At 63.4% G+C, this 22,431-nt stretch carries 20 protein-coding genes; 12 read left to right on the top strand and 8 right to left on the bottom strand.

The window, feature by feature from the left end; translation table 11 throughout:
• Positions 1 to 471: 471 nt before the first annotated feature.
• From HRU92_RS05480 to HRU92_RS20485, 7 genes are all read left to right on the top strand, one after another.
• Positions 472 to 1,635 carry a transporter substrate-binding protein gene (locus tag HRU92_RS05480; RefSeq protein ID WP_210259489.1) on the top strand — a complete coding sequence of 388 codons (1,164 nt, stop codon included), beginning with the start codon at positions 472 to 474 and terminating at the stop codon, positions 1,633 to 1,635.
• Entirely contained in the window at positions 1,632 to 2,240 is a 609-nt protein-coding gene (locus HRU92_RS05475) for an ANTAR domain-containing protein (protein ID WP_172123271.1), read from the top strand. Before HRU92_RS05480 ends, HRU92_RS05475 begins: the two co-directional genes overlap by 4 nt.
• Positions 2,218 to 3,132 carry an ABC transporter permease gene (locus HRU92_RS05470; protein ID WP_172123270.1) on the top strand — a complete coding sequence of 305 codons (915 nt, stop codon included), beginning with the start codon at positions 2,218 to 2,220 and terminating at the stop codon, positions 3,130 to 3,132. The genes HRU92_RS05475 and HRU92_RS05470 overlap by 23 nt, the downstream gene beginning before the upstream one ends.
• Complete coding sequence (locus HRU92_RS05465; protein WP_172123269.1) at positions 3,129 to 4,049, top strand: ABC transporter permease; 921 nt, start codon at positions 3,129 to 3,131, stop codon at positions 4,047 to 4,049. Before HRU92_RS05470 ends, HRU92_RS05465 begins: the two co-directional genes overlap by 4 nt.
• A gap of 54 nt (positions 4,050 to 4,103) precedes the next feature.
• Positions 4,104 to 5,720 (top strand): ABC transporter substrate-binding protein, encoded by a 1,617-nt coding sequence (locus HRU92_RS05460; protein ID WP_172123268.1) that lies wholly within the window; start codon positions 4,104 to 4,106, stop codon positions 5,718 to 5,720.
• On the top strand, positions 5,710 to 6,654 hold the full coding sequence (locus HRU92_RS05455) for an acetamidase/formamidase family protein (RefSeq protein ID WP_172123267.1): 945 nt from the start codon (positions 5,710 to 5,712) through the stop codon (positions 6,652 to 6,654). Before HRU92_RS05460 ends, HRU92_RS05455 begins: the two co-directional genes overlap by 11 nt.
• A 64-nt stretch (positions 6,655 to 6,718) precedes the next feature.
• The gene (locus HRU92_RS20485; RefSeq protein ID WP_248306962.1) at positions 6,719 to 8,491 is read left to right on the top strand and encodes an ABC transporter ATP-binding protein; all 1,773 of its coding nucleotides are present in this window, start codon (positions 6,719 to 6,721) and stop codon (positions 8,489 to 8,491) included.
• Between the two features lie 9 nt (positions 8,492 to 8,500).
• Here the strand turns inward: HRU92_RS20485 and HRU92_RS05445 are convergent, their stop codons facing one another.
• The 4 genes from HRU92_RS05445 to HRU92_RS05430 all read right to left on the bottom strand — a co-directional run bounded on the left by HRU92_RS05445 (position 8,501) and on the right by HRU92_RS05430 (position 11,282).
• Positions 8,501 to 8,881, bottom strand: a complete 381-nt coding sequence (locus tag HRU92_RS05445) for a PLDc N-terminal domain-containing protein (RefSeq protein ID WP_172123266.1) — start codon at positions 8,879 to 8,881, stop codon at positions 8,501 to 8,503.
• A 131-nt stretch (positions 8,882 to 9,012) separates the two neighbouring features.
• Positions 9,013 to 10,053, bottom strand: a complete 1,041-nt coding sequence (locus HRU92_RS05440) for a GTP-binding protein (protein ID WP_172123265.1) — start codon at positions 10,051 to 10,053, stop codon at positions 9,013 to 9,015.
• Positions 10,050 to 10,358, bottom strand: a complete 309-nt coding sequence (locus tag HRU92_RS05435; protein WP_172123264.1) for a hypothetical protein — start codon at positions 10,356 to 10,358, stop codon at positions 10,050 to 10,052. The genes HRU92_RS05440 and HRU92_RS05435 overlap by 4 nt, the downstream gene beginning before the upstream one ends.
• Positions 10,359 to 10,382: 24 nt before the next feature.
• Positions 10,383 to 11,282: a polysaccharide deacetylase gene (locus HRU92_RS05430; protein WP_127752991.1), complete on the bottom strand. Its 900-nt coding sequence runs from the start codon at positions 11,280 to 11,282 to the stop codon at positions 10,383 to 10,385.
• Between the two features lie 216 nt (positions 11,283 to 11,498).
• Between HRU92_RS05430 and HRU92_RS05425 the strand changes: the two genes are divergently transcribed.
• From HRU92_RS05425 to HRU92_RS05405, 5 genes are all read left to right on the top strand, one after another.
• On the top strand, positions 11,499 to 12,476 hold the full coding sequence (locus tag HRU92_RS05425) for an asparaginase (protein WP_172123263.1): 978 nt from the start codon (positions 11,499 to 11,501) through the stop codon (positions 12,474 to 12,476).
• Positions 12,477 to 12,727: 251 nt separating this feature from the next.
• Positions 12,728 to 13,816, top strand: coding sequence for an efflux RND transporter periplasmic adaptor subunit (locus HRU92_RS05420; protein ID WP_127752989.1), 1,089 nt, complete (start codon positions 12,728 to 12,730; stop codon positions 13,814 to 13,816).
• Between the two features lie 4 nt (positions 13,817 to 13,820).
• Positions 13,821 to 15,026: an FtsX-like permease family protein gene (locus tag HRU92_RS05415; RefSeq protein ID WP_172123262.1), complete on the top strand. Its 1,206-nt coding sequence runs from the start codon at positions 13,821 to 13,823 to the stop codon at positions 15,024 to 15,026.
• Positions 15,023 to 15,697, top strand: a complete 675-nt coding sequence (locus HRU92_RS05410; RefSeq protein ID WP_173087782.1) for an ABC transporter ATP-binding protein — start codon at positions 15,023 to 15,025, stop codon at positions 15,695 to 15,697. The genes HRU92_RS05415 and HRU92_RS05410 overlap by 4 nt, the downstream gene beginning before the upstream one ends.
• A 273-nt stretch (positions 15,698 to 15,970) precedes the next feature.
• Positions 15,971 to 17,890, top strand: a complete 1,920-nt coding sequence (locus HRU92_RS05405) for an FUSC family protein (RefSeq protein ID WP_173087780.1) — start codon at positions 15,971 to 15,973, stop codon at positions 17,888 to 17,890.
• Positions 17,891 to 17,899: 9 nt separating this feature from the next.
• On the opposite strand, the gene HRU92_RS05400 is transcribed toward HRU92_RS05405, so the two are convergent.
• The 4 genes from HRU92_RS05400 to HRU92_RS05385 all read right to left on the bottom strand — a co-directional run bounded on the left by HRU92_RS05400 (position 17,900) and on the right by HRU92_RS05385 (position 22,429).
• Positions 17,900 to 19,132 (bottom strand): SLC13 family permease, encoded by a 1,233-nt coding sequence (locus HRU92_RS05400; protein ID WP_173087778.1) that lies wholly within the window; start codon positions 19,130 to 19,132, stop codon positions 17,900 to 17,902.
• Positions 19,133 to 19,203: 71 nt separating this feature from the next.
• Positions 19,204 to 20,439, bottom strand: coding sequence for an ammonium transporter (locus HRU92_RS05395; protein WP_173087776.1), 1,236 nt, complete (start codon positions 20,437 to 20,439; stop codon positions 19,204 to 19,206).
• Between the two features lie 52 nt (positions 20,440 to 20,491).
• Positions 20,492 to 21,475: an urea transporter gene (gene yut, locus HRU92_RS05390; protein ID WP_173087774.1), complete on the bottom strand. Its 984-nt coding sequence runs from the start codon at positions 21,473 to 21,475 to the stop codon at positions 20,492 to 20,494.
• Positions 21,476 to 21,493: 18 nt separating this feature from the next.
• The gene (locus tag HRU92_RS05385) at positions 21,494 to 22,429 is read right to left on the bottom strand and encodes an urease accessory protein UreD (RefSeq protein WP_127752982.1); all 936 of its coding nucleotides are present in this window, start codon (positions 22,427 to 22,429) and stop codon (positions 21,494 to 21,496) included.
• Positions 22,430 to 22,431 lie beyond the last annotated feature (2 nt).

Raw genomic sequence — 22,431 nt, 5'->3', positions numbered from 1 at the left:
TTCCTTCGGGACGAGGATGATCCGGGACCGATTTCATCCCCCGGTCCATGAAGCCCCAGGGCTTCTGGCGTTTGGCACGGGTCTAGCCACGGACGGTCCTCACCGAAGAGTCTCCGATAGAACATGGGGCGAAGCTTGCTTCACCTTCTATTTCCCGCCGGACGACCGGCACCGAGGCGAACTTCGCCCCATGTCGCAGTTCTTGCTGCGATGCCCGCCTGCCCCATACCCGCACGGCCCAAGGCCGGTGCGGCTTTTAGTGCAGGCGCGTCAGCTCGCTGCCGCCACAATGTGAGCACTCTGCCCAATGGTTCGGCACCGCAACTTCTTGCCCAACACGAAGGCCGATTCTGATTGACTTGGCTCCAAGCCGGTGCTGCACTGCCAAGAACATAAGCCTTGCGGGCATTTGCGCCCCATTCGGACGACCATCTGGCCGCCGGGTGGGGCTTTTTTGTTTTGGAGCCTGGTTTGTCCGTTCTCGAACAAACTGTGACAGTTGGCCTACTGTTCTCCACCACCGGCGCCTATGCGGCGCTCGGGCGCGAAGGCCTTGCCGGGGCGCAGCTCGCCGTCCAGGCGCTTAATGCCAGCGGCACCCTGCCCTTCCGCATTCTAGCCGAGCATCGCGATCCGCATGGCATCACCGAGCGCTATGCCGGCATGGCGGCGGAGATCATTGCAACCGGCGCCCGCCATATCATTGGCTGCACCACTTCATGGAGCCGCAAGGAAGTTATCCCCGTGCTCGAAAAGCACGACGCAACCCTCTGGTACCCCTGCCCTTATGAAGGCTTCGAGTGCAACGAGCAGGTGGTCTATCTCGGCGCCTGCCCCAACCAGCACATCCTGCCGCTGCTGCAGCACATCCTGCCCCGCTTCGGCAACAACGGCTATCTTGTGGGCTCCAATTATATCTGGGGCTGGGAAACCAACCGCATCGCCCGCGACATCATCGAGCAGTCCGGGGGCTCAGTTGCGGGTGAACGCTATGCGCCTCTCGGCGACGCTGATCTCGGCCATATCCTGCGGGACATCCGTCTCAAGCGCCCCGACTTCGTGCTCAATACGCTGATCGGTCCATCTTCCTATTCGTTCCTCGAGGCGTATCATGCCCTGGGTGAGGCCGATCCCGATTTCTCCATGGAGAAGCGCCCGGTGGTGAGCTGCAATCTGGCCGAAGGGGAAGCGGCGCTGCTCGGCCACAAGGCCGCGGGGCTCTACACGATCGCCCCCTACTTCCAGGCCCTGCGGACATCAGCCAACCAGCATTTCCTCGGTCAGCTCGACGCCACCAGCCAGCCGGTCTCGGCCTTCTTCGCCCAGGCCTATAGCGCCGTCCAGCTGCTCGTCGCCGGCCTCCTTGCAGCGGAAACGGAGGACGGCAGATCCGTGCTCGCCTCGCTTAACCAGGCCACGCCCTCCACCCCCCTGGGGCCGCTGCAAATCATGGCTGCCAACAACCATGCCGTTCTCACCCCTCACATCGCCCGGGTCACCGCCAGCGGCGCGCTCGCCATCATCGAGCAGCGCGACGAGCCGATCGCACCCGACCCCTATCTCGCCCATACCAGCCTCGTCGTTTCCGCCGCGGACCGGGTGCGCGCCGGCAGCAATTTGCGAGTGGTGAAATGAGAACGGCCGATCTCACCCCCAATTTCGTCGGCCAGCGCGCCGCGATCCTGCACCGCCCGCATGCCGTGGTCGACGCCATTGTGCGCCAGCTCGAACAGCTGGGCATCCGGCCAACCCTGTGCTGGCCCGAACTGCCCTCCGACTCCGCCACTGCCCCCGCCGACCTGCTGTTTTTCGACGCCGATATGGGCCACGACGGCCAGTTCCCCTGGCCTGCCGGCACCGCGCCCATGCCCACCATTGCCCTCATTGGCTCGGAAGCGCCCGGGCGGCTCGCTTGGGCTCTCCGGCAAGGCGCCGATGCGCATCTGCTCAAGCCGGTGGGCAGTGGCGGCATCTATGCGGCACTGGTGATCGCCACATCGGCCTTCCGGCAGCGCACCGCGCTCCAGGCCGAACTGTCGGGGCTACGCGACCAGCTCGCCGGCCGCCAGGTGGTGGCGGAAGCCACCGCGCAGCTGATGGCCGCAGGCGCCGGCACGGCCAGTGCGGCCTATGACATCTTGCGCCAGATGGCGATGAGCGAGCGCGTCACCATCGAGATCATGGCTGCCCGCTTGGTGCACCAGGAAGGGGAGCACAATGACCGACGTTCTCGCGCCTGAACTGGCGCCCGGCGGCGTTCCCGCCGCGCCGGTCAAGCCCGCTTCGGTGCTGTCCCAATTGCTCCATCGCCCGCTCGCGGTGATCGGCCTCCTCATCATCACCCTCGTCGTCGCAGCCGCGGTCCTTGCCCCATTGGTCGCCCCCTATGATCCGGGCGAGCAGTTTTTCGAGGGCCTCACCATCGAAGGCGCCCCGTTGCCGCCCAATGCGCAGTTCTGGTTCGGCACGGATCTCCTCGGCCGCGATCTCCTCAGCCGGCTGATCTATGGCGCCCAGACGTCGCTCACCATCGGGGTCGTCGCCAACGGCATTGCCGTGACCATCGGCGCGCTGGTCGGAATCACCGCCGGTTATTTCCGCGGCATCATCGGCACCGTCCTTATGCGCTTCACCGATCTGATGATGAGCTTTCCCGCCCTGCTCCTCGCCATCGTGCTCGCGGCGATCTTCCGCCCGAGCCTCTGGATCGTCGCCATCGTCATCGCCATGGTCAACTGGGTGCAGGTGGCGCGCGTCCTTTACGCCGAAACCAGCTCGCTGGCGGAACGCGACTTCATCACCGCCGAACGCTCGCTGGGTGCCGGCTCGGCCCTCATCCTCTTCCGCCACATCCTGCCCCATCTCGTGTCCACCATCATCGTCTGGGCGACGCTGGGGATCTCCACCACCGTGCTGCTCGAAGCCACGCTGAGCTTTCTGGGTGTCGGGGTGCGGCCGCCCACCCCCTCCTGGGGCAACATCATCTTCGAGAACCAGAGCTATTTCGCCTCCGCGCCCTGGCTCGTCTTCATCCCCGGCTTTGCCATCATCCTCCTGGCCCTGGGCTTCAACCTTGTCGGCGATGCGCTGCGCGACATTCTCGATCCCACCTCGCGGGGGCGCCAGCCATGACCCTTTATGTGCTCCGGCGTCTGCTCCAGGCCGTGCTGATCCTCTTTGGCATCAGCCTCATCACCTATGCCCTGCTTTATCTCCTCCCCGCCGATCCCGTGCGCCAGATCGCCGGCCGCAGCGCCACCGCCGAAACGGTGGAAAGCATTCGCCAGCAACTGGGCCTCGACCGGCCCGTTTACGAGCAATACTGGCGCTATCTCACCGGCCTGCTGCAGGGCGACCTCGGCCGCTCCTATCTGCAGCGCACCGAAGTGGCCGACCTCATCGCCTCGCGCTTGCCGGCGAGCCTCCTGCTGATGGCCGGCGGCATTTTTTGCGAGCTGGTGATCGGCCTCACGTTGGGCGTGCTGGCGGCAGTGCGGCGCGGTTCCGCCTTCGACAATGCCCTCATGGTGGCGTCCTTCGTCGGCGTGTCAGCACCGCAGTTCGTCGCCGGCATCCTGCTGCTTTATGTATTCGCCGTGCAGCTGGGATGGTTCCCCATCGGCGGCTACGGCACCTTCCAGCATCTGGTGCTGCCGTCCCTGACCCTTGGGCTGCTCGGCGCCGGCTGGTACGCCCGGATGATGCGCTCCTCCATGATCGAGGTGCTGCGCCAGGATTTCATCCGTACCGCCGAGGCCAAGGGCATCAAGCGCCACCAGGTGCTGCTGCGCCACGCCGTCCCGAACGCCATCCTGCCGATCCTCGCCATGATCGGCATCGATATCGGTATCTTCATGTCCGGCATCGTCGTGGTGGAAAGCGTCTTTAGCTGGCCCGGCATCGGCCAGCTCGCCTGGCAGGCGATCCAGCGCGTCGACATCCCCATCATCATGGGGGTGACGCTGGTTTCCGCCTGCGCCATCGTCATCGGCAATCTGCTCGCCGACCTCGCCGCCCCCTTCATCGATCCCCGCATCAAGCTGCGCTGAGCGAGGATCCAAATGTCCGTTCAAACAAACGCCGTTCAAGGGAGAAACCACAAGATGCGCAAATCACTGCTGGCGGGGGTCGCCTTCGCCGTCCTTCTCGCCGCCTCACCCACAATGGCGCAGGACGCCAAGCAGGGTGGCGCCATGATCGTCACCTATCAAAACGACGTGGCGACGCTCGATCCCGCCATCGGCTATGACTGGCAGAACTGGTCCATGATCAAGTCGCTCTTTGATGGCCTAATGGATTACGAGCCGGGCACTTCGACCCTGAGCCAGGGCCTCGCGGAAAGCTATGAGCTTTCCCCCGACCAGCTGACCTATACCTTCAAGCTGCGCCCCGGCGTCAAATTCCACAACGGCCGCGAGATGACCGCCGATGACGTGAAATACTCCTTCGAGCGCGTCACCGCTCCCGCCACCCAGAGCCCCGGAGCCGGCTTCTTTGCCTCCATCGAGGGCTTTGATGCGATGGCTGCGGGCGAAGCGACCGAGCTTTTGGGCGTTATGGTGGTTGATCCGCTCACGGTCTCGGTCAAGCTCACCCGCCCCGACGCGACCTTTCTCCATGTCATGGCACTCAACTTCGCGTCCATTGTCCCCAAGGAAGCGGTAGAGGAATGGGGCGCCGATTTCGCCACCCACCCCGTCGGCACCGGCGCCTTCAAGCTGGCGGAATGGACGCTGGGCCAGCGCCTTGTCTTCGAGCGCAACGCCGATTACTGGGAGCCGGGTCTGCCCAAACTCGACCAGATTACCTTCGAGGTCGGCGTCGAGCCCAGCGTGGCGCTTCTGCGCTTCCAGAACGGCGAGATCGACATGCCCGGCGACGGCATTCCGCCCGCCCAGTTCGTCCAGGTCAGCCAGAACCCGGATTATGAGGGCCTCATCGTTGAAGGCGGCCAGCTCCACACCGGCTACATCACCCTCAACGTCACCCAGCCGCCCTTTGACGACCTCAAGGTGCGCCAGGCCGTCAACATGGCGATCAACAAGGATCGCATTGTTCGTGTGATCAATGGCCGGGCCGTTCCCGCCAACCAGCCCCTGCCCCCGACCATGCCCGGCTATGCGCCGGACTATGAGGGCTATGCTTATGATCCGGAAGCGGCCAAGGCGCTGCTGGCCGAGGCCGGCCATCCCGATGGCTTTGCCACCGAGCTCTTTGTCTACAACACCGATCCCAATCCGCGCATCGCCCAGGCCATCCAGCAGGACCTAGCCGCCATCGGCATCACGGCCGAAATCAGCTCCCTCGCCCAGGCCAATGTTATCGAAGCCGGCGGCAATGGCTCGGCCCCGATGATCTGGTCGGGCGGCATGGCCTGGATTGCCGACTTCCCCGATCCCTCCAACTTCTATGGCCCGATCCTTGGCTGCGCCGGCGCGGTTGAAGGCGGCTGGAACTGGTCCAAATACTGCAACGAGGACCTCGACGTCCAGGCCGTTGCCGCCGACTCCGTGACCGACCCAGCCCGGCAGGCCGAGCGCGAGCAGATGTGGCGCGACGTATTCCTCGGCGTGATGGAGGACGCCCCCTGGGTGCCCGTCTTCAACGAGCAGCGCTTCACCCTTCGCTCCGAACGCCTCGGCGGCCCCGACGCCATCTTCGTCGACCCCGTCCACATCCCCGTCCACTACGATCACGTGTTTGCCAAAGATGTGCAGTAACTGCGACTACACCATTCACCGCGCGCATCATCATTTCGGGTGGGATCGTTCGATCCCGCCCGTGCAAACGGTGGCGCCCGGTTCAACTGTTCTGTTCGAGTGTCACGACAGCGGCTCGGGTCATTTTACCCCCGACAGCACCGTGGCCGATGTCCCCACGCTTGACTTCTCGAAGGTCAATCCCGTCACCGGCCCCATCCTGGTCGATGGCGCCCAGCCCGGCGATGCGCTCAAGATCACCATTGATGGCTTCCAGCCCTCGGGCTTTGGCTGGACGGCCAACATCCCCGGCTTCGGGCTCCTTGCCGATCAGTTCACCGATCCGGCGCTCCTGCTCTGGAAATATGATGCCGCCTCCATGAGCCCCACCTTGTATTCCGACAAGGGCAAGGTGCCGCTCAAGGCCTTCCCGGGCACGATCGGGGTGGCGCCCGCCGAGGCGGGCACTCATTCCGTGGTCCCGCCTCGCCGGATGGGTGGCAATCTGGACATCCGCGATCTCAGCACTGGCACCGTTCTCTACCTGCCGGTCGAGGTGGAAGGCGCGCTGTTCTCGGTGGGCGACACCCATGCCGCCCAAGGCGATGGCGAAGTCTGCGGCACCGCGATCGAGAGCCAGATGAACATCGCGCTCAAGTTCGAGCTGATCAAGGGCGCCAATCTTGCCTTCCCGCGCTTCACAACCCCGGGCCCGGTCACCAGCCATCTCGACACCGAGGGCTTTGAGGTCACCACCGGCATCGGACCCGACCTGATGACCGGGGCCCGCGCCGCCGTCGGCGACATGGTGGAGCTGCTGGGCAAGCTGCACGGCATCAGTGCCGAGGATGCTTACATGCTCTGCTCGGTTTGTGGCGATCTGCGCATTTCCGAGATCGTCGACATGCCCAACTGGGTCGTTTCCTTCTACTTCCCCAGGATCGTCTTTGAGTGACCCCCTGCCCAGCCATCGTGGCGACCAAGGCTTGCGCTCTCCCCTTCCGGGGGAGAGCCTAGCCATGGCGGCGCCGCTGCTTGCCCTGTCCAATCTGGTGATTGAAACCGCGGGGCCCCACCCGACGCGGCTGGTGGATGGGCTCTCGTTCACCCGCGAGCGCGGCAAGACCCTCTGCATTGCCGGGGAAAGCGGCTCGGGCAAATCGCTGACGGCATTGTCGCTGATGCGCCTGCTCGGCCCCGGCCTGCGGGTCAGCAGCGGCACCGCTCTCCTCGACGGCCAGGATCTGCTTAAACTAACACCTGAACAGATCCGCCAGGTCCGGGGCCGGCGCCTCGGCATGATCTTTCAGGAACCCATGACCTCTCTCAACCCGATCCAGACCGTCGGGCAGCAGCTGGGCGAGGCCATCAATGCCCATCAGCGCCTGAGCGCCGCCGACACCGCCCACCGGGCGCGCGAACTGCTCGACCAAGTGCAGATTCCCGAACCCGCCCGCCGGCTCAAGCAGCATCCGTTCGAGCTCTCCGGCGGCATGCGCCAGCGCGTGATGATCGCCATGGCGCTGGCCCAAAGCCCCGACCTCATCATCGCCGACGAGCCCACCACCGCCCTCGACGTCACTGTCCAGGCGCAAATCCTTGCCCTCTTGCGCAAGCTGCAGGCCGAGACCGGGACGGCTATCATCCTCATCACCCACGATATGGGCGTCGTCGCCGAAATGGCCGACGACGTGCTGGTGATGCGCAAGGGCGTGATGGTAGAAAGCGGCCCGGTGGGCCAGATCTTCTCGTCGCCCCAGGCGGACTATACCCGCGCCCTGCTTGCCGCCGTGCCGCGCCTTGGCGAGATGACCGGCACCACAACCCCCAAGCGCGCCTCGGCTCCGGCGCCAGCTGAGAAACTGATTCAACCCGCTGGCAGAGTCGTTGAGGTAAAGGACCTAACCGTCCGCTTTGACATTCATTCTGGCCTCTTTGGCCGCGCGGGGCAACGCGTCCACGCCGTCGAAGGCATCTCCTTCGGGCTCGATGCGGGGGAAACGCTGTCCCTTGTCGGCGAAAGCGGTTGCGGCAAGTCCACCACCGGCAAGGCCTTGGCCAATCTCGTGCCCTTCCGCGGCGACGTCGTCGTCAATGGCTCCAATCTCAAAGGGCTGTCTGCTCGCGAGATGAAGCCGGTGCGCCGCGACATCCAGATGATCTTCCAGGATCCCTATGCCTCGCTTGATCCGCGCATGCGGGTCGGTGACCTCGTAATTGAGCCGCTCCATATCCATGGGCTGGCGCAAGGCAGCGAACTCCAGGACCGCGCCGCCGAGCTTTTTGACCAGGTCGGCCTGCCGCGCGACGCCCTGCGCCGCTATCCGCATGAATTTTCGGGTGGCCAGCGCCAGCGCATCTGCATTGCCCGCGCCCTGTCGCTGCAGCCCAAGGTGATCATTGCCGACGAAAGCGTTTCAGCGCTTGATGTTTCGGTCCAGGCGCAGGTGCTCGATCTGCTGCAGGATCTGCAAAGCCGGTTCGGCATCGCCTATCTTTTCATCTCGCACGACATGGCCGTCGTCGAGCAGATCAGCCACCGCGTCGCCGTGATGTATCTGGGCCGCTTCGTCGAGATCGGCACGCGGGCGCAGATCTTCGAGAACCCCCAGCACGCCTATACCAGGCGCCTGCTGTCGGCGGTGCCGATCCCCGACCCGGCCCGCGAGCGGCGGCTGTATCTGCCCTTTGGCGATCTGCCCAGTCCTGTCCGCCCCCTTGGCTACGAGCCGCCGCCGGTCAACTGGCGCGATGTGGGGCACGGCCATCTCGTTGCCGAGGAAGCGGCGTGATCTGCCGGACTAGGCCAGCGCCTTGGACTTGATGCGGCTGAACTCGTCTTCCGATATAACGCCCGCTTCCCGCAGGGCATGCGCATCGGCGATTTCGGTGGCGGGAGAACGCCCGGCAACCGAGCGGATATAGTTCTCCGTTTCTTCGCTCATGCGCTGCAAGTCCTGATTGCGGCGGATCGTCATGCCGCTGCCGCGCACCACCAGGTAAACCAGCGCCGTTAGTACTGGAAAGATCAGCAGCGCGATGATCCAGACGGCCTTGGCAAAGCCGCTGAGGTCGCGGTCCCGAAAGATGTCGGCGATGATCTGGAACAGCACCATCAGGTACGAGATCAGGAAAAAGCTCCAGAGGATCAGCCACAGGAACTCCCAAAAGTCGGAAGACATTTGCTACCTCGCGAACACTCTCTTGGTGCTCTCACCATTCCATTGCCGGGCTCTTGCGTCTTGCTCCAAAGCTGATCGTGCCTATTGGCCGGTTAGTGGAAATAAGCAAAGAAGCCTCGATTTCTTCGGTGCTATTGCGCCGCCTGTTCCGGCTGCTCCTCTTGCTTTGGCAGGCAGAACGCTGCGAGGGAACGCTGCATGACGTTGCGATCCAGCCCCTCCCCGATCACGACAATCCGGGTCCGCCTGACACCATCGGGCCAGGCGGGTAGATGCAGCGGCTTGTGGATGAGGTGCTGCACGCCATGGACGACCACCGGCGTTTCCGCCCCCTCAATGTCGATCAGCCCCTTGAGCCGCAAGATCTTGCGCCCATGGCTATGGATCAACATGGAGAGCCATAGGGCAAAGCGTGGCCAGGCAATCGCCTGATCGGCCTCCAGCACAAAGGTGCCGATACTGCCGTGCTGACCCGCCTCGTGTCCGTGATCCTGACCTCCATCAACGCCGAGCCAGGGCGCTACAGTTGCCACCCGGCTGGCGGGGTCGTTGAGCGTATCGAGCAGCAAAGCTTGAGCTGGCTCCCCCATTTCGTCGAGCACCACGACATTGGCGGCCCCGTTGTTACGGGCGAGTTGCTGCCGCAGGTCCGTCAATGCCGCCGCGTCCGCCAGGTCACCCTTGCTGATGATGATATGGTCGGCGACCGCCACCTGGCGCCGGGACTCCGCAAAGCCCGCAAGATTCCCCATCCCATTGGGCACATCCACCACGGTTATGACATTGCCCAGCCGCAGATGATATTTCAGCATCAGGTCGGCGCTGAGTGTCGCGATGATCGGCGCGGGATCGGCCAGTCCCGTGGTCTCGATCACGAGCCGGCTGAACGGGCTGATCTCGCCCCGCCGCACCCGCTCGAACAGCGACAGGATGGTGTTCTTGAGGTCGACCCGGATAGTGCAACAGATGCAGCCGCTTTTGAGCAGCACCACACCATCATCAACCGGCTGCACCAGCAGATGATCGATCCCCACCGCGCCGAACTCGTTAATGATGACGGCGGTGTCGGCCAGCGCCGGTTGCGCCAGCAGCCGGTTGAGCAGCGACGTCTTCCCCGCCCCCAGAAAGCCGGTGATGAGATGGGCGACCACCGGCTCCCGAACGCCGCTCATCGCCCCTTCGCCTCCAGTTGTGCCAGCACCGCCGGGTCGAGCGGATCGCAGGGCCGCCCGATCAACTTCTCGGCCTCAACCCACACGGCGCCCAGATTGTCGACCACCGCCATCTTGCCGGTTCGGCTGCGCAGCGTATAGCGCCCCGCCCAGCTCTCGAGCTTGAGGCCGAACAGTGCCAGCACGTCGTTGGCCGCCACGGCCCGCAGGTGCCGATCCGCTGCGGGCCGGGTTGCACCCGAGGCTTCACCGGGCCCGCTGGTCCAGTGGTCGGCATGATTGAGCACGCCGCATAATCCGCACATGCCGCCTCTCCTTTTCCCCGCCGATCAGGATTGCGGCCGCGCCGTGCCGCTCTTGGGGTAGCGCTGGGCGAAATCGGCCGCAATCTCCTCCATGGGCACGAACTTTACGCCCTCAAAGCCCTTCATGTAGTTGAACAACCGCTCATGCATCTTGAGCACATGCGGCTTGCCCGACACATCGGGATGGATGGTCAGCGGAAACACCGCATAATCATAGTTCTCGTAGACCCAGTCGAACTGGTCGCGCCACATCTCCTCGATATCGCGCGGGTTCACAAAGCCATGGCTGTTGGGCGAAGCCTTGATGAACATCATCGGCGGCAGATCGTCGAGGTACCAGGAGGCCGGAATCTCGATGAGATCGGTCTCTTCGCCTTGCGTATAGGGCTTCATCCAGGTCGAGGGGTGCTGAGAATAGTCGATCTTGGTCCACTGGTCCCCCACCGTCACATAATAGGGGTGGTGGTCGTTGTGCATCAGGGAGTGGTCGTAAAGGATGCCCTTCTGTTTGAGCAGCTCGTTGGTTTTGGAGCCGAACTCCCACCACGGCGCCACATAGCCGCGGGGCGGCTTGCCCGTCAGTTCGGTGATGAGAGCCACGCATTTGTCGAAGATCGCTTCCTCCTGCTCGGGGGTCATGGCGATCGGGTTTTCGTGGCTATAGCCATGCATGCCCACTTCATGGCCCGCATCGGCCACGGCCTTCATTTCCGCCCGGAAGGACTCGATGGAGTGGCCCGGAATAAACCAGGTGGTCTTGATGCCCCATTTCTCGAACATGCGCAGCAGGCGGGGTGCCCCGACATGGCCGGCAAAGGCGCCGCGCGAAATATCGCAAGGGCTGTCTTCGCCGCCATACGAGCCGAGCCAACCTGCAACGGCATCCACGTCGATCCCATAGGAAACGAAGATTTCCTTAGCCATGTCCTATCCTTCCCAGATGCAGTTCCAAGTGCTTCAACGGTCCAGTTGGGATGGAGTATACAGGCCAGTCTTTCCGGGGAAACAGCAAGATCGCTATGAAATCCGGGCAAAGCGCGACAAAGTTTAGGCTTTGGCAGGCGGCAAACATTAATGCCCGGCCAGTGACATCGGTGTATATGTTGGCTCGGCTATTTGGTGCGGAGAAGTGTTTGCCCGATGAGTGCGGTTTGCTTGATCACCACGGGCGGCACGATTGCGTCGCGCCGGAACGCGGCAACAGGTGATGTGACAGCAAGCATCAATGCAGCCGATTTGCGCGCCACCCTGCGTGATCCGCTCGACGGCATAGATCTGCAGGTCGACGATTTTTGCAATGTCGGCAGCTACGCCTTTGATCTTCCGCTCGCCTTTGCGCTCGCCCAGCGCATCAATGAGCGCTTGGCCGACCCGGCCTGCGATGGCGTTGTCGTGACCCACGGCACCGACACGATGGAAGAAAGCGCTTACATGGCCGACCTGCTGCTCGCCTCGGACAAGCCGGTGGTGTTCACCGGCGCGCAGCGCGCGGCCGACCAGCCCGATACCGATGGTCCACGCAACATCGCCGACGCCGTCCGGCTTGCCGCCGCGCCCGCCGCCAGTGGTCTGGGCGCCACCATCTGCTTTGAGGGGGAATTCCACGCCGCGCGAGACGTCACCAAGACCCACACCTCACGCGTTGACACTTTCATGTCGGGCGAACATGGCAAGCTGGGCGAAGTCGATGGTCAGCACGTCGTGGTCCAGCGGCGGCCAACGCTGCGCCGCTCCTATGCGCCCACTTCGGTCGAGCCTGATATTGAGCTGATCAAGCTCACCATGGGCGCGACGGATCGATATATCCGCTATGTCGCCGATAATGGCTGCAAGGCCATCATCCTCGAAGGCTTTGGTGTCGGCAATGCGACCCCCGCCATCGCCCAGGCCGCCGCGCAGATCGTTGCAGGAGGAACACCGGTGATCCTTACCTCGCGCTGTCCCCGCGGACGGGTGAAGCCGGTTTACGGCAATGGCGGGGGCAAGGATTTGTTTGATGCCGGCGTGATCTTTGCAGGCGACCTCAACGGCGTCAAAGCCCGCATCCTCGCCTCGGTCCTGCTCGGCGCCGGAGCAGACGTCGATCTGCGCACCGAGATGGAGTTCCTCGGCGGCTAGCTGGGACGCACGGGTGCCGGACCGGTGTGATCCCGGGCGCTCGTGATCCGCTCCGCTTGACGCATCGCATCACCGGTACGAGCGCCGGCAGACTCGCCCGCCAATGCAACTAACTGATGGCGGGCACCGTAGCTCTGCAAGCCTCGTGTGATCTCAGGTCGGGGCTTTCCGTCCAGGTTGCGCCTGCCTAATTCGCCGCCGCAGAACGATGTGGTAACGCATTGGACTTCCAATATCAGTTGAGACCATAAATGGCTGCCCCGACCCCAGCAGACAAGCCTGATCGCAAGCGCCGCTGGTCCTGGTGGCAGGTGCTCCTCGTCGTCGCGGTGCTCGCAGTTGGCCTCTATGCGGCTCTCGCGCGTCCCTGGGAGCCAAAGCCCGCCCCAGTCGCGGTAGAAAACCTCGCCATGGGGCCGTTCTCCCAGGTGCTCGCCGTCAATGGGCGTGTCGTCGCGCGCGAAACGGTCACCGTGCGCTCGGCAGTGTCTGCCTTGGCGGTTGAGGTTCTGGCCAGTGAAGGCGATCTGGTGGCGGCCGGCGATGTCTTGGTGCAACTCGAGACCAGCCAGCCCCAAACCCTCGTGGGCCAGGCGCAGGCGGCGCTTGATGCGGGGATGGTCAGCCAGGCCCAAGCCAAAGCCAATGCAGATCGGGCGATTGCCTTGGGCGAAAATGCCACCCGCTCGGCCCGGGAGGACGCCGAACTGGCGCTTTCGGCCGCGACCAATGAGGTCGCCCGCCTGCAGGCCGCGCTGGAACAGGCGCAAAGTCAGCTCAAGCAATACACGATCGTGGCGCCGCTAACGGGCACGGTGCTGGATCGCAATGTGGATCGGGGCCAATTGGTTGATCCGCAAACCGAGCTGTTCATCATCGCCGATATCGCCGACTTGCAGGTCGAAACCGATATCGACGAGCTCTACTCCTCTCGGATCAGAAGCGGGCTCAAGGCACTGCTCAAACCCGTCGGCGATACCGTGCCCCAGCATGGCAGTGTCGTTTTTGCCTCCCCAACCGTTGACCCGGCGACCGGCGGCCGTCCAATCAAGCTCGCATTCGACCAACCGGTGGAGCTGCCGGTGGGCCTGACCATCAACGCCAATATCATCGTGTCGGAAACCGATGCCGCCCTGACCGTTCCCCGCGGCGCCATTGTGACCGAAGGCACCGACAGCCATGTGCTGGTGTTGGAAGATGGCGTCGCAATGGTGCGCCCGATCGAGTTTTCCGATTGGCCTGCCCAACGGGTCATCGTCACCGCCGGTCTCGATGAAGGGGATCAGGTGATCCTCGACCCCACTGCGGTGCAACCCGGTCAAAGCGTAGTCGCGGAGTAGTGCCATGCTTTATGGCCTCAAGATCGCCCTGCGCTACCTGACGGCCAGCAAGGCGCAAACCAGCCTCTTGATTGCCGGCGTTGCGGTGGGGGTCTTTGTCTTCATTTTCATGAGCGCCCTGATTGGCGGGCTCGCTGTCTTTCTGGTGCAGCGCACTGTCGGTGACATCGCCCATGTCACCATCGAAGCGCCCGACAGGAACCCGGCCGTGCTGGTTCCCGAGGTCGCCGGGCCATTGGTGGTGGAGCAGCGTGCCACCAGCCAGCGCGCGCAATTGCGCACCGCCGACGCGTTCCTGCCCACCATCGAGGCTATGACCGGCATCACCGCGACGTCCCAACAGATCGTAGGCAACGGCTTCCTTGTGCGCGGCCTCATCACCGCTCCTGTCAGCGTGGTCGGGGTCGAAGCCAACAAGGTTTCGGCAATTGCCGATATCGGGGGCGCGCTGATCGAGGGCAGCACCGATCTGACCAATACTGGCATCATCATCGGCAGCATGCTGGCCGATGATCTCGGCATCGGCATCGGCCAGGTGGTGCGGCTTGAATCCGAGCGCGGCGTCGAGCGGCCGCTGGTGATCAGCGGCATTTTCGAGCTGGGCGTTGAAAGCCTCGACCGCCGAACAGCAATTATTGGCCTTTCCACCGCCCGGACCCTCTTTGAGCTGCCGCAGGGGATATCGCGCATCGAAATCAAGCTCGACGATCTCAACCAGGCCAATGCCTATGCTGCCCGGATCGCCGCCGAGACGGGCCTAAAGGCGACCCCTTGGACGCAAGGCAATGCTCAATTGCTCGACGGGCTTCGGGCGCAAGCCAGTTCGGGCAATCTCATCAAGGCTTTCGCCTTGATCACCATCGTTATTGGCGTGGCCAGCGCACTGCTGCTCTCGACTTATCGGCGCCGGCCCGAGATCGGCATTATGCGGGCGATGGGTGCCAGCCGAGGTTTCGTCATCTTCGTCTTCGTCACCCAGGGCGCGCTGATCGGCATTCTAGGCGGGCTGATCGGCGCCGGCCTTGGCTATGCCGTGCTGTCGCCCTTCCCCGTGCCTGAACTCGCGCCTCCCGGCGGTTTGCCGGTGGATGTGCGCCAGGGTGCCTATGGCCTTGCGATTGCCCTCACCGCCATTGGCGCCATCGTCGCTTCGATCCTGCCAGCCCGCGCCGCCGCCCGGGTCGATCCCGTCTCGGTGATCGGCCAATGAGTGCGCTCCTGGAAGTTCGGGACCTGGTCAAGACCTATGGCGAAGGCGAGGCCGCAACCCGGGTGCTCAAGGGTGTCAATCTGCAACTGGAAACCGGCGAGTTGTCGGCGCTGCTCGGCCCATCCGGCTCCGGCAAGAGCACGCTCCTCACCATCCTTGGCACCCTGATGCAGCCCACTTCCGGGCAACACGAAATGCTCGGTGAGGATCTCACCAGCGCCAGCGATCGGGACCTCACCGAGTTCCGCAACCGCCATATCGGTTTTGTCTTCCAGTTCCACCACCTGCTGCCCGACTTCACCGCCCTCGAGAACGTCATCTTCCCCGCCGCGGTGCAGGCTGGACGAGAGACGGTCGCTGCCCGCCAGCGCGGCCGGGACCTGCTGGTTCGAGTGGGGCTCGAGAGCCGCATGGATTTCCTCGCGACCAAGCTCTCGGGCGGGCAAAAGCAGCGCGTCGCCATCGCCCGCGCCCTCATGAACCAGCCCGAACTGGTTCTGGCCGATGAACCCACCGGCAATCTCGACCGGGAGTCCGCCATGCAGGTCATGGAGTTGATCCGCGAAATCAACGAAAAGGAGCAGACCACCTTCCTGATTTCTACCCATGACGAAAACATCGCCGATCTCTGCAAGCGGCGCATCCGCGTATTGGACGGACGAGTGGAATAGCCGCCGGTTGGCTCAAACTTGAATCCAGTTTTTCGCCAATCACGCCGCCGATTACCCGCACGCCATAAGTGTCTATTGAGCCCACTGGGGTAGACTCCGTTCGATCTCGGCTGCCTGCTTGCCAACAAATAGACCCGGAGCATAATTAGCCCCACGACTGGCAGAACCGGATAACTGCTCGTGACCGGCGGCGCGTGCGAACCGGTATGGTGCCAACACCCCGGTTCACCATCGATCAACGGGTGGCTCCTTACCTGGATCGGCACCAATGCCATGGACCCGCTTGCCAAGCTGAAATTATATCTCGTTTCGTCGGATCCCGGGCATGTGGGACTTCGCATGGGCGTGCGCGTCATGCTGACCGTCGCTGCAGTCTGCCTCGCCCTTTTCGTTTTGGGTCGCTGGGTCCCCATGAACGCGCCATCCTATGTGCTTGGCATGATCACGGCGATCCAGGGGGCCGCCCAAATCAATGATCCCACGATCGGGGAACGTGCCGTAACCCGGGTCTATGCTGCGCTGGGCGGTTTCATCGCCATTGCCGGCATATCGCTGGTCGAGAGCTCCTTGGTTCTGGTCGACCTCTGGCTCCTGATCGTCATCTTCGTTGCCACCTATTCGCGCCGCTTTGGTCCCCGCTGGCAGGCGGTTGGCGTGTTCACCTTCATGTGCGGGGTGGTCGGCGCTTTCCTCAGGGCTCCGGAACGCGATCTGGTGGAAATCGCTCTCGCCCTGCTTGTTTCCGGCGTGGTTGCTCATCTCGTGCGCAACTATGTCGTGCCGGAAAGGCCATCGCGTGACTTCCGCCGCGTCGTTGCTGGTACCCTTTCACTATCCCAGCAGCTGCGGCAGCTAATCGGGGCGGTCAGCGCTACACAGAAGGACATGCGCTGGAACGATGCCCTGCTGATCGCGGGTTGGCTGCGCAGCGACATTCGCATGTGCCAGAACTACTTGCCCTTGAAGGTGGAAGGGCCCCACTCCGAGCGGAACTCGGACATCGTGCTGCGGCTGTTGGATTTGCAGCTGGCGACCGAGACGGCGCTGGACGCGTCCTCGGCCAGCGCCTTGCGCCGACCGGAGGCGGATCCGGGGAGTGTCAAGCGCGAGCTGGACGAGATGCAGGAGGCCGAGCAGCGGTTGCAGGACGCCGTTGCCCAGTTGCCGGCCTCCTTCCCCGAGGGCGCGAGTTCGGTTCCGCGCATGCCCCCGGCCAAACCGCTGCCGGCGCGGGGCGAATGGCTCAACGACCCGCAGTTTCGCCTCGCCATCCAGGTGACGCTAGCCTGTGCGATTGCCATGGTCGGCGGACGACTAATCTCCTCGGACCGCTGGTTCTGGGCAGTCATGGCCGCATTCCTGATCTTCATGAACACCCAATCGGCGGGCGCCGTGGCAGTCCGGGGCATCAGCCGCGCCATGGGCACTCTCGCCGGCATAGTTCTGGGTATCGGCCTCGCTACGCTCGTCCGTGGCGATCTCTACCTGACCATTCCCCTGGTCGGCATCTCCATATTCGGTGCGTTCTATCTGGCGCGGATCTCCTATGTGGGGATGAATATCTGCATCAACGTGGCGATTTCGCTCATCTATGGCCTGGTGGGCATCTTCAAGCCCGAACTCCTCGTTCTTCGTTTGGAAGAAACCGCGATCGGCGCGGCTGCGGGGATTTTTGCGGCGCTGGCTGTGCTGCCGGTCCGAACGGCCAGTACGGCGGATCGAGCGATGAACCGCCTTTATCTGTCCCTCAAGCAGCTCACGGCGGCGATCATCAACATAGGGGCGGACCAGCAAAATCAGTCCATGACCGCCGCCGCCGGCGCCGTCGACAAGGCCTTCGCCGATGTGGTGAAAGCCTATGATCCCATGCGCAGTTTCTGGGCCATGGGCACGGCTGAAGCCAAGACCCGCAATCCTCTGAGGCGCGCCTATCTTCTCGCGCATGCGGCGCATCTGCTCGAGCACAGCTTCCGCCAAACCCGACCCACTGACTCAGAACTCCAGGAGCTTGCGGCGATACAGGACCGCTTGGCGATCATTGCGGGCGAAGGCACCGCCGCCGATCTGCCCGCCTCGGCCGCTGACGACAGCCTCAAGGAGCACGAGACCGAACTCGCCATTGCTGACGAGCCAGTTAGGTATGCCCTTGAGATCATGTCCGAGATCCTGCGCCAGGTCGAAGCTGGCGAGTGATAAGGTCCGTCAAACAATCAACAGCCAAGCCGCGGCCATGGCCATGGTCAGCACGGTGACGATCGCACCCGCCTTGGAAAACTCGGCAAAGGAAATCGTGAAGCCATAATCCTTGGCGCGCTCCACCATGATGATGCCGGCGAGGCTCCCGAACACCACGAGATTGCTCGAGAAGTGCGTGCCCAACGACAGCGCGGCCCCGTATTGTGCGTTCCCCTCTGAATGCAGGTAAGGCACCAGCATCATGACGGCTGGGTTGTTTCCCACAATGTTGCTGACGATGCTGCTGACCCAGAACAGGGTGAAAGGCTGGTCAAGATCGATGCCGCCATGAGCCAGCTGCGCGAGCAATCTTTGGGGGAGCCCGGTGGCCGACACCGCGGCATTGACGACAAACAAGCCCATGATCAGCAAAAGCAGGTCGCCATCGACCTCCTTGAGCATGTCCCGGGAGGAAACGCGCCGGCTCAGCAGGAGCAAACCGGCAGCGGTTAGCGCGATAAGTTCGCGCGGCCAGGAACTGAAGATGAAGGCGATCACCACGGCCAGCGCTATCAACACAGCCTTCGCCGTTTCTCCCACCGAGAACGGCGTGCTGGCAAGCTCGTCCACCGGCCGCTTCTTGTCGGCGGACTGAGTGAGTTGCCAACGGCCGCGATAAAGCCAACTCACGACGATCCAGATGATCGGCAATGACAAGAGCGCAGGGACCGCAGTGATCTCAGACACGCCGGCGAATGACAGGTCCAGCTTTTGGGCGGCAATCATGTTCTGGGGGCTGCCAATGATCGTGCCGGACGCGCCGGCATTGGCCGCAAAACAGAAGCCCAGCAGAAAGGGTATCGGATTAAGCTTGCGGTTGAGGGTGATGGACATTAGCAGCGGTGTCATGGCGACGGCCACCACGTCATTGGTCAGGAATGCCGCCAACAGCCCACCTACCACGATGAGGATCGCCAGCAAGGCCCCCGGCGACACAGACGCGGCGGCAACTTTCCGGGCGGTCCAGCCGTAAAAGCCGGAGACCACGAAGGCGGCGGAAACCACCATGAGGCCAAAGAGCATGCCGATGCTGGAATAATCGATGGAGTCCCAAGCCGCCTTCGGGTCAATACTGCCCGCGGTCATCATGGCGAGCGCGCCGATGATAGCCGCGCCAGTGCGATCCACCTTGAGGCCCGGCAGGCCCCCTAGTGCCATGGCCAGGTAGACCAGAAGGAAGATCAGGATAGTGAGGTCCATGGCGGTCTGGGTCCATCTAACCGGAGTTGAGCTTGCTGCCGGAGCGACTGCCCGGCAGCGCTTGGCGCCGCCTAGTTGCCCGTGCCCGATTTGATGTTCCATAGGCTGTAAGCCTGCTCGCCGTAGAGCTGTTCATCCAGCCCTTGCCGTTGCACCTCTTCTGGCACACGCAGCTTGCCGAAGCGGTCGATCAGGCGGAGGATGATGCTGGTGACCACGGCCGCATAGATCACGACGATCAGGATGCCCAAGGCCTGAACCAGCAGTTGGCGCGGTCCGGCCGAAACGGCATTGATGTGAGGGCTCGCGAGCAGCCCGATCAGAAGCGAGCCGGTGATGCCGCCCACGCCATGCGCCTGGAAAACTTCCAGTGTGTCGTCGACCTTGAGCCAGGACTGGATATATTTGGCGTAGTAGCAGGCGGTGGCGCCTACGGCGCCGATCAGCAGGGCGGCCATGGGCTCCACATAGCCCGAGGCAGGCGTGATCGTTGCCAGACCGGTGACGGCACCAACGAGGAGGCCCGAGAAGGTCGGGTGCCCGGTTTCGCGCCATTCCCAGAACATCCACACCAGCATGGCGACTGAGCCGGCCAGCATGGTGTTGGTGAAAGCGTAGGCCGCCAGCGCATCGGCTGCGTAGGCGCCACCGGCATTGAAGCCGAACCAGCCGAACCACAGCAGACCTGCGCCTAGGGCAACCAGCGGCAGGCTGGCCGGGGCCGAGGCGCCTTCCGCCACGGCGCGCTTGCCGAGGTAGCGTGCGGTCACCAGCGCCGAAACGCCGGCCGAGGCATGGATCACGATGCCGCCGGCAAAGTCCACTACCCCGAGACGCGACAGGAACCCGCCGCCCCAGATCCAGTGCGCCACGGGCAGATAGACGATGATGGTCCAGAGGGCGACGAACCACAGATAGGCTGCGAACCGGATGCGTCCCACAAACGCCCCCGTCATCAGCGCCGGGGTGATGATGGCGAACATCATCTGGTAGCCGAACACGAGGATGAAGGGCACGTCGCCGGCATAGTTCGCATTGGGTTCAACGCCCACATGATACATGCCGAAGTATGTGCCGATATTGCCGATCATCCCGCCCAGCGATGGGCCGAACGCCAGGCTGAACCCGCCGAACACCCAGATGATGCCGACTACGCCGATGCAGACAAAATTCTGGATCATGATCGAAAGCACGTCTCGATCTCTCACCAGCCCCCCATAGAACAGCGCCAACGCAGGCGTCATCATCATGACGAGGGCCGTGCAGACCAGCACGAAGGCAGTATCACCGGCGTTGATGGCAGTCATCTTGTTGCGCCCTCTCCTGAATGTGTTTGATCTAGCATCCCCCTGCAGCTCATCACTTGTCATCCATCAAGAAGTTCGCGCCTACCGGGCTGTGCGGATGCGGCGTGGCACGGCTCTTGGGAGCGATGAACAGGTACAAGGTGAGCACATAGGGTGCCGTATAGGTGGGCAGTCCGGTCGGCGCCATGATCACATCGAGGGCGGATTGCATGAAGACCGTCGCGACAGTGGCGAAGGCGGCATAGATGAAGACATAGCCCGACGGCTTGAGAAACACCGTGCCCAAGGCAATAGCGGTCAAGACGGGGCTGAAGCCATAAAGGCCCTGCGACACTACCGAGGGATCGGCTCGCATGATGAGGACCGTCAGCAGGGCAATGATCGATCCACCGACAGCGGCCATGCCCGCGATGGGCGAGGCAATGAAGATCCCGACGAGAATGATAACCCCGCTGACCCAGTCGCCCAGCAGATACACCTGACCGATGTTGCGGAAAAGGATCTGCAGCAGTTCGAGTGGGTTGGGGATCGGCACGGTGCCGAGCGCATAGTCGGTCGCCAGCTTGGGTGCTTCACCCACGACATGCAGCGAGCCGAAACCATAGGCCCCCGCCAGAAGCAGCCAGGCCGTGAGCACAAACGGACCCGTCGAGCCGGGAATGCTCCAGCTATTGGTCAGCGTCGCGCTGAAGGCGCTGGTCACGATGGTGCTGATGGCCGCGCCCACGAAGATATAGATCCAGAGCTCGGGCGAGTTGGCGATGAAGGTGGGTAGTGCGATGCCGACCAGGATGCCGTTGAAGCCGAACAGCCCGGAAGTGTAGGACTGGGGATCGGCCTTGAGCGTCCTGGCGGTTCCCGTGCCAACGATCACGCCGAGCACCGCCCCGATCGCGGTGGCCCAGTTGCCGCTGGTAAAGGACGAATAAGCGATCGCTAGGAAGAACAGCGCCCCGGTCAGGGCATTTTCCATGAAGAAGACCTGACTTGCCCCCTTGAGGCAGACCAAGCCGAAGTTATTCCTGTCAATGCTCATGGTCCCAGACCTCCGGCGCTACCGCCATAGAAATTGCTCGGGTAAGGTGCGGCCGCGTGCTTCCTCGCGAACGACGCGCCAGAAGCGCCGGACCTCGGCGCGCACGTCATAGCTTTCCACCCCAACCGCCCGCAGCATGAGCCCGGCGCCATTGGGCAGCATGGAAACACCGGACATGGCCCTGGGCGCGTCAGGCGTGGCGTTCACCTCCACGCGTTCCCGGATCCGGGCTGCTGTTTCGGGGGGAGTAAGGCACACCACATTGGCAAGGGCGTCATAACCGCGGCTCACCGCCGGCAGATCGAAGGTGTCGTTGTCCTTGTCGATCAGCACCTTCTCGGTGAAGATCGCCTTGCCACCTGGCCGTCTGGCACTGACCTGCATGGACAGCAGATCAAGCCCGAAGCGCTCGGAGGCATGGTGATGCTTGCGCCCGCTCATCAGCATTTCGCCATAGAGCAGCGTCGCGCTCTCATCGATGACGATGTCGGTCCGGTTGATGTAGCGGGAATCCCGGTAGGGAATGGTGAAGTCGGGCAGGTATTCGAGATAGCTGCCCGCAGCGAGCGTGAGATGCTGGTGTTGCGAGGCATAGTTGGCGTCCATCCGGTGGATCCGGTTCGCCCCCTGGGAGGTGACATGGGCACAGGCGCCCTCCCCCACAGCGATGCTGATCCGGTAGCGATCGCCCTGCAGCACGCCACCGCCGATCGAAATGATCGAGCAGATCGGCAGCTCTGGCATGGCTTCATCCCAGTAAAGGGCCTGCTGCACGAGGAGCGGCGTCACGCGATAAAGGTCGTGCAGGATCGAGCGCCCGTTCCGGAGCGAAAAGCCCAGCCGCAACTCCCCGATCTTGCCGGGCCCCGCAGCGCGCATCTGCGCCGGCTCGGTGTGGAACCCGTTGAGCTCGCGCGCCGCATCCAGCCGCAACAATGACTCGTGCAGGCCCATAG

It is taken from the genome of Devosia sp. 1635, from assembly GCF_013185955.1.
Classification (GTDB): Bacteria; Pseudomonadota; Alphaproteobacteria; order Rhizobiales; family Devosiaceae; genus Devosia.
Note: the sequence above shows the minus strand (reverse complement) of the source record. Positions and strands in the feature narration are given on the sequence as shown.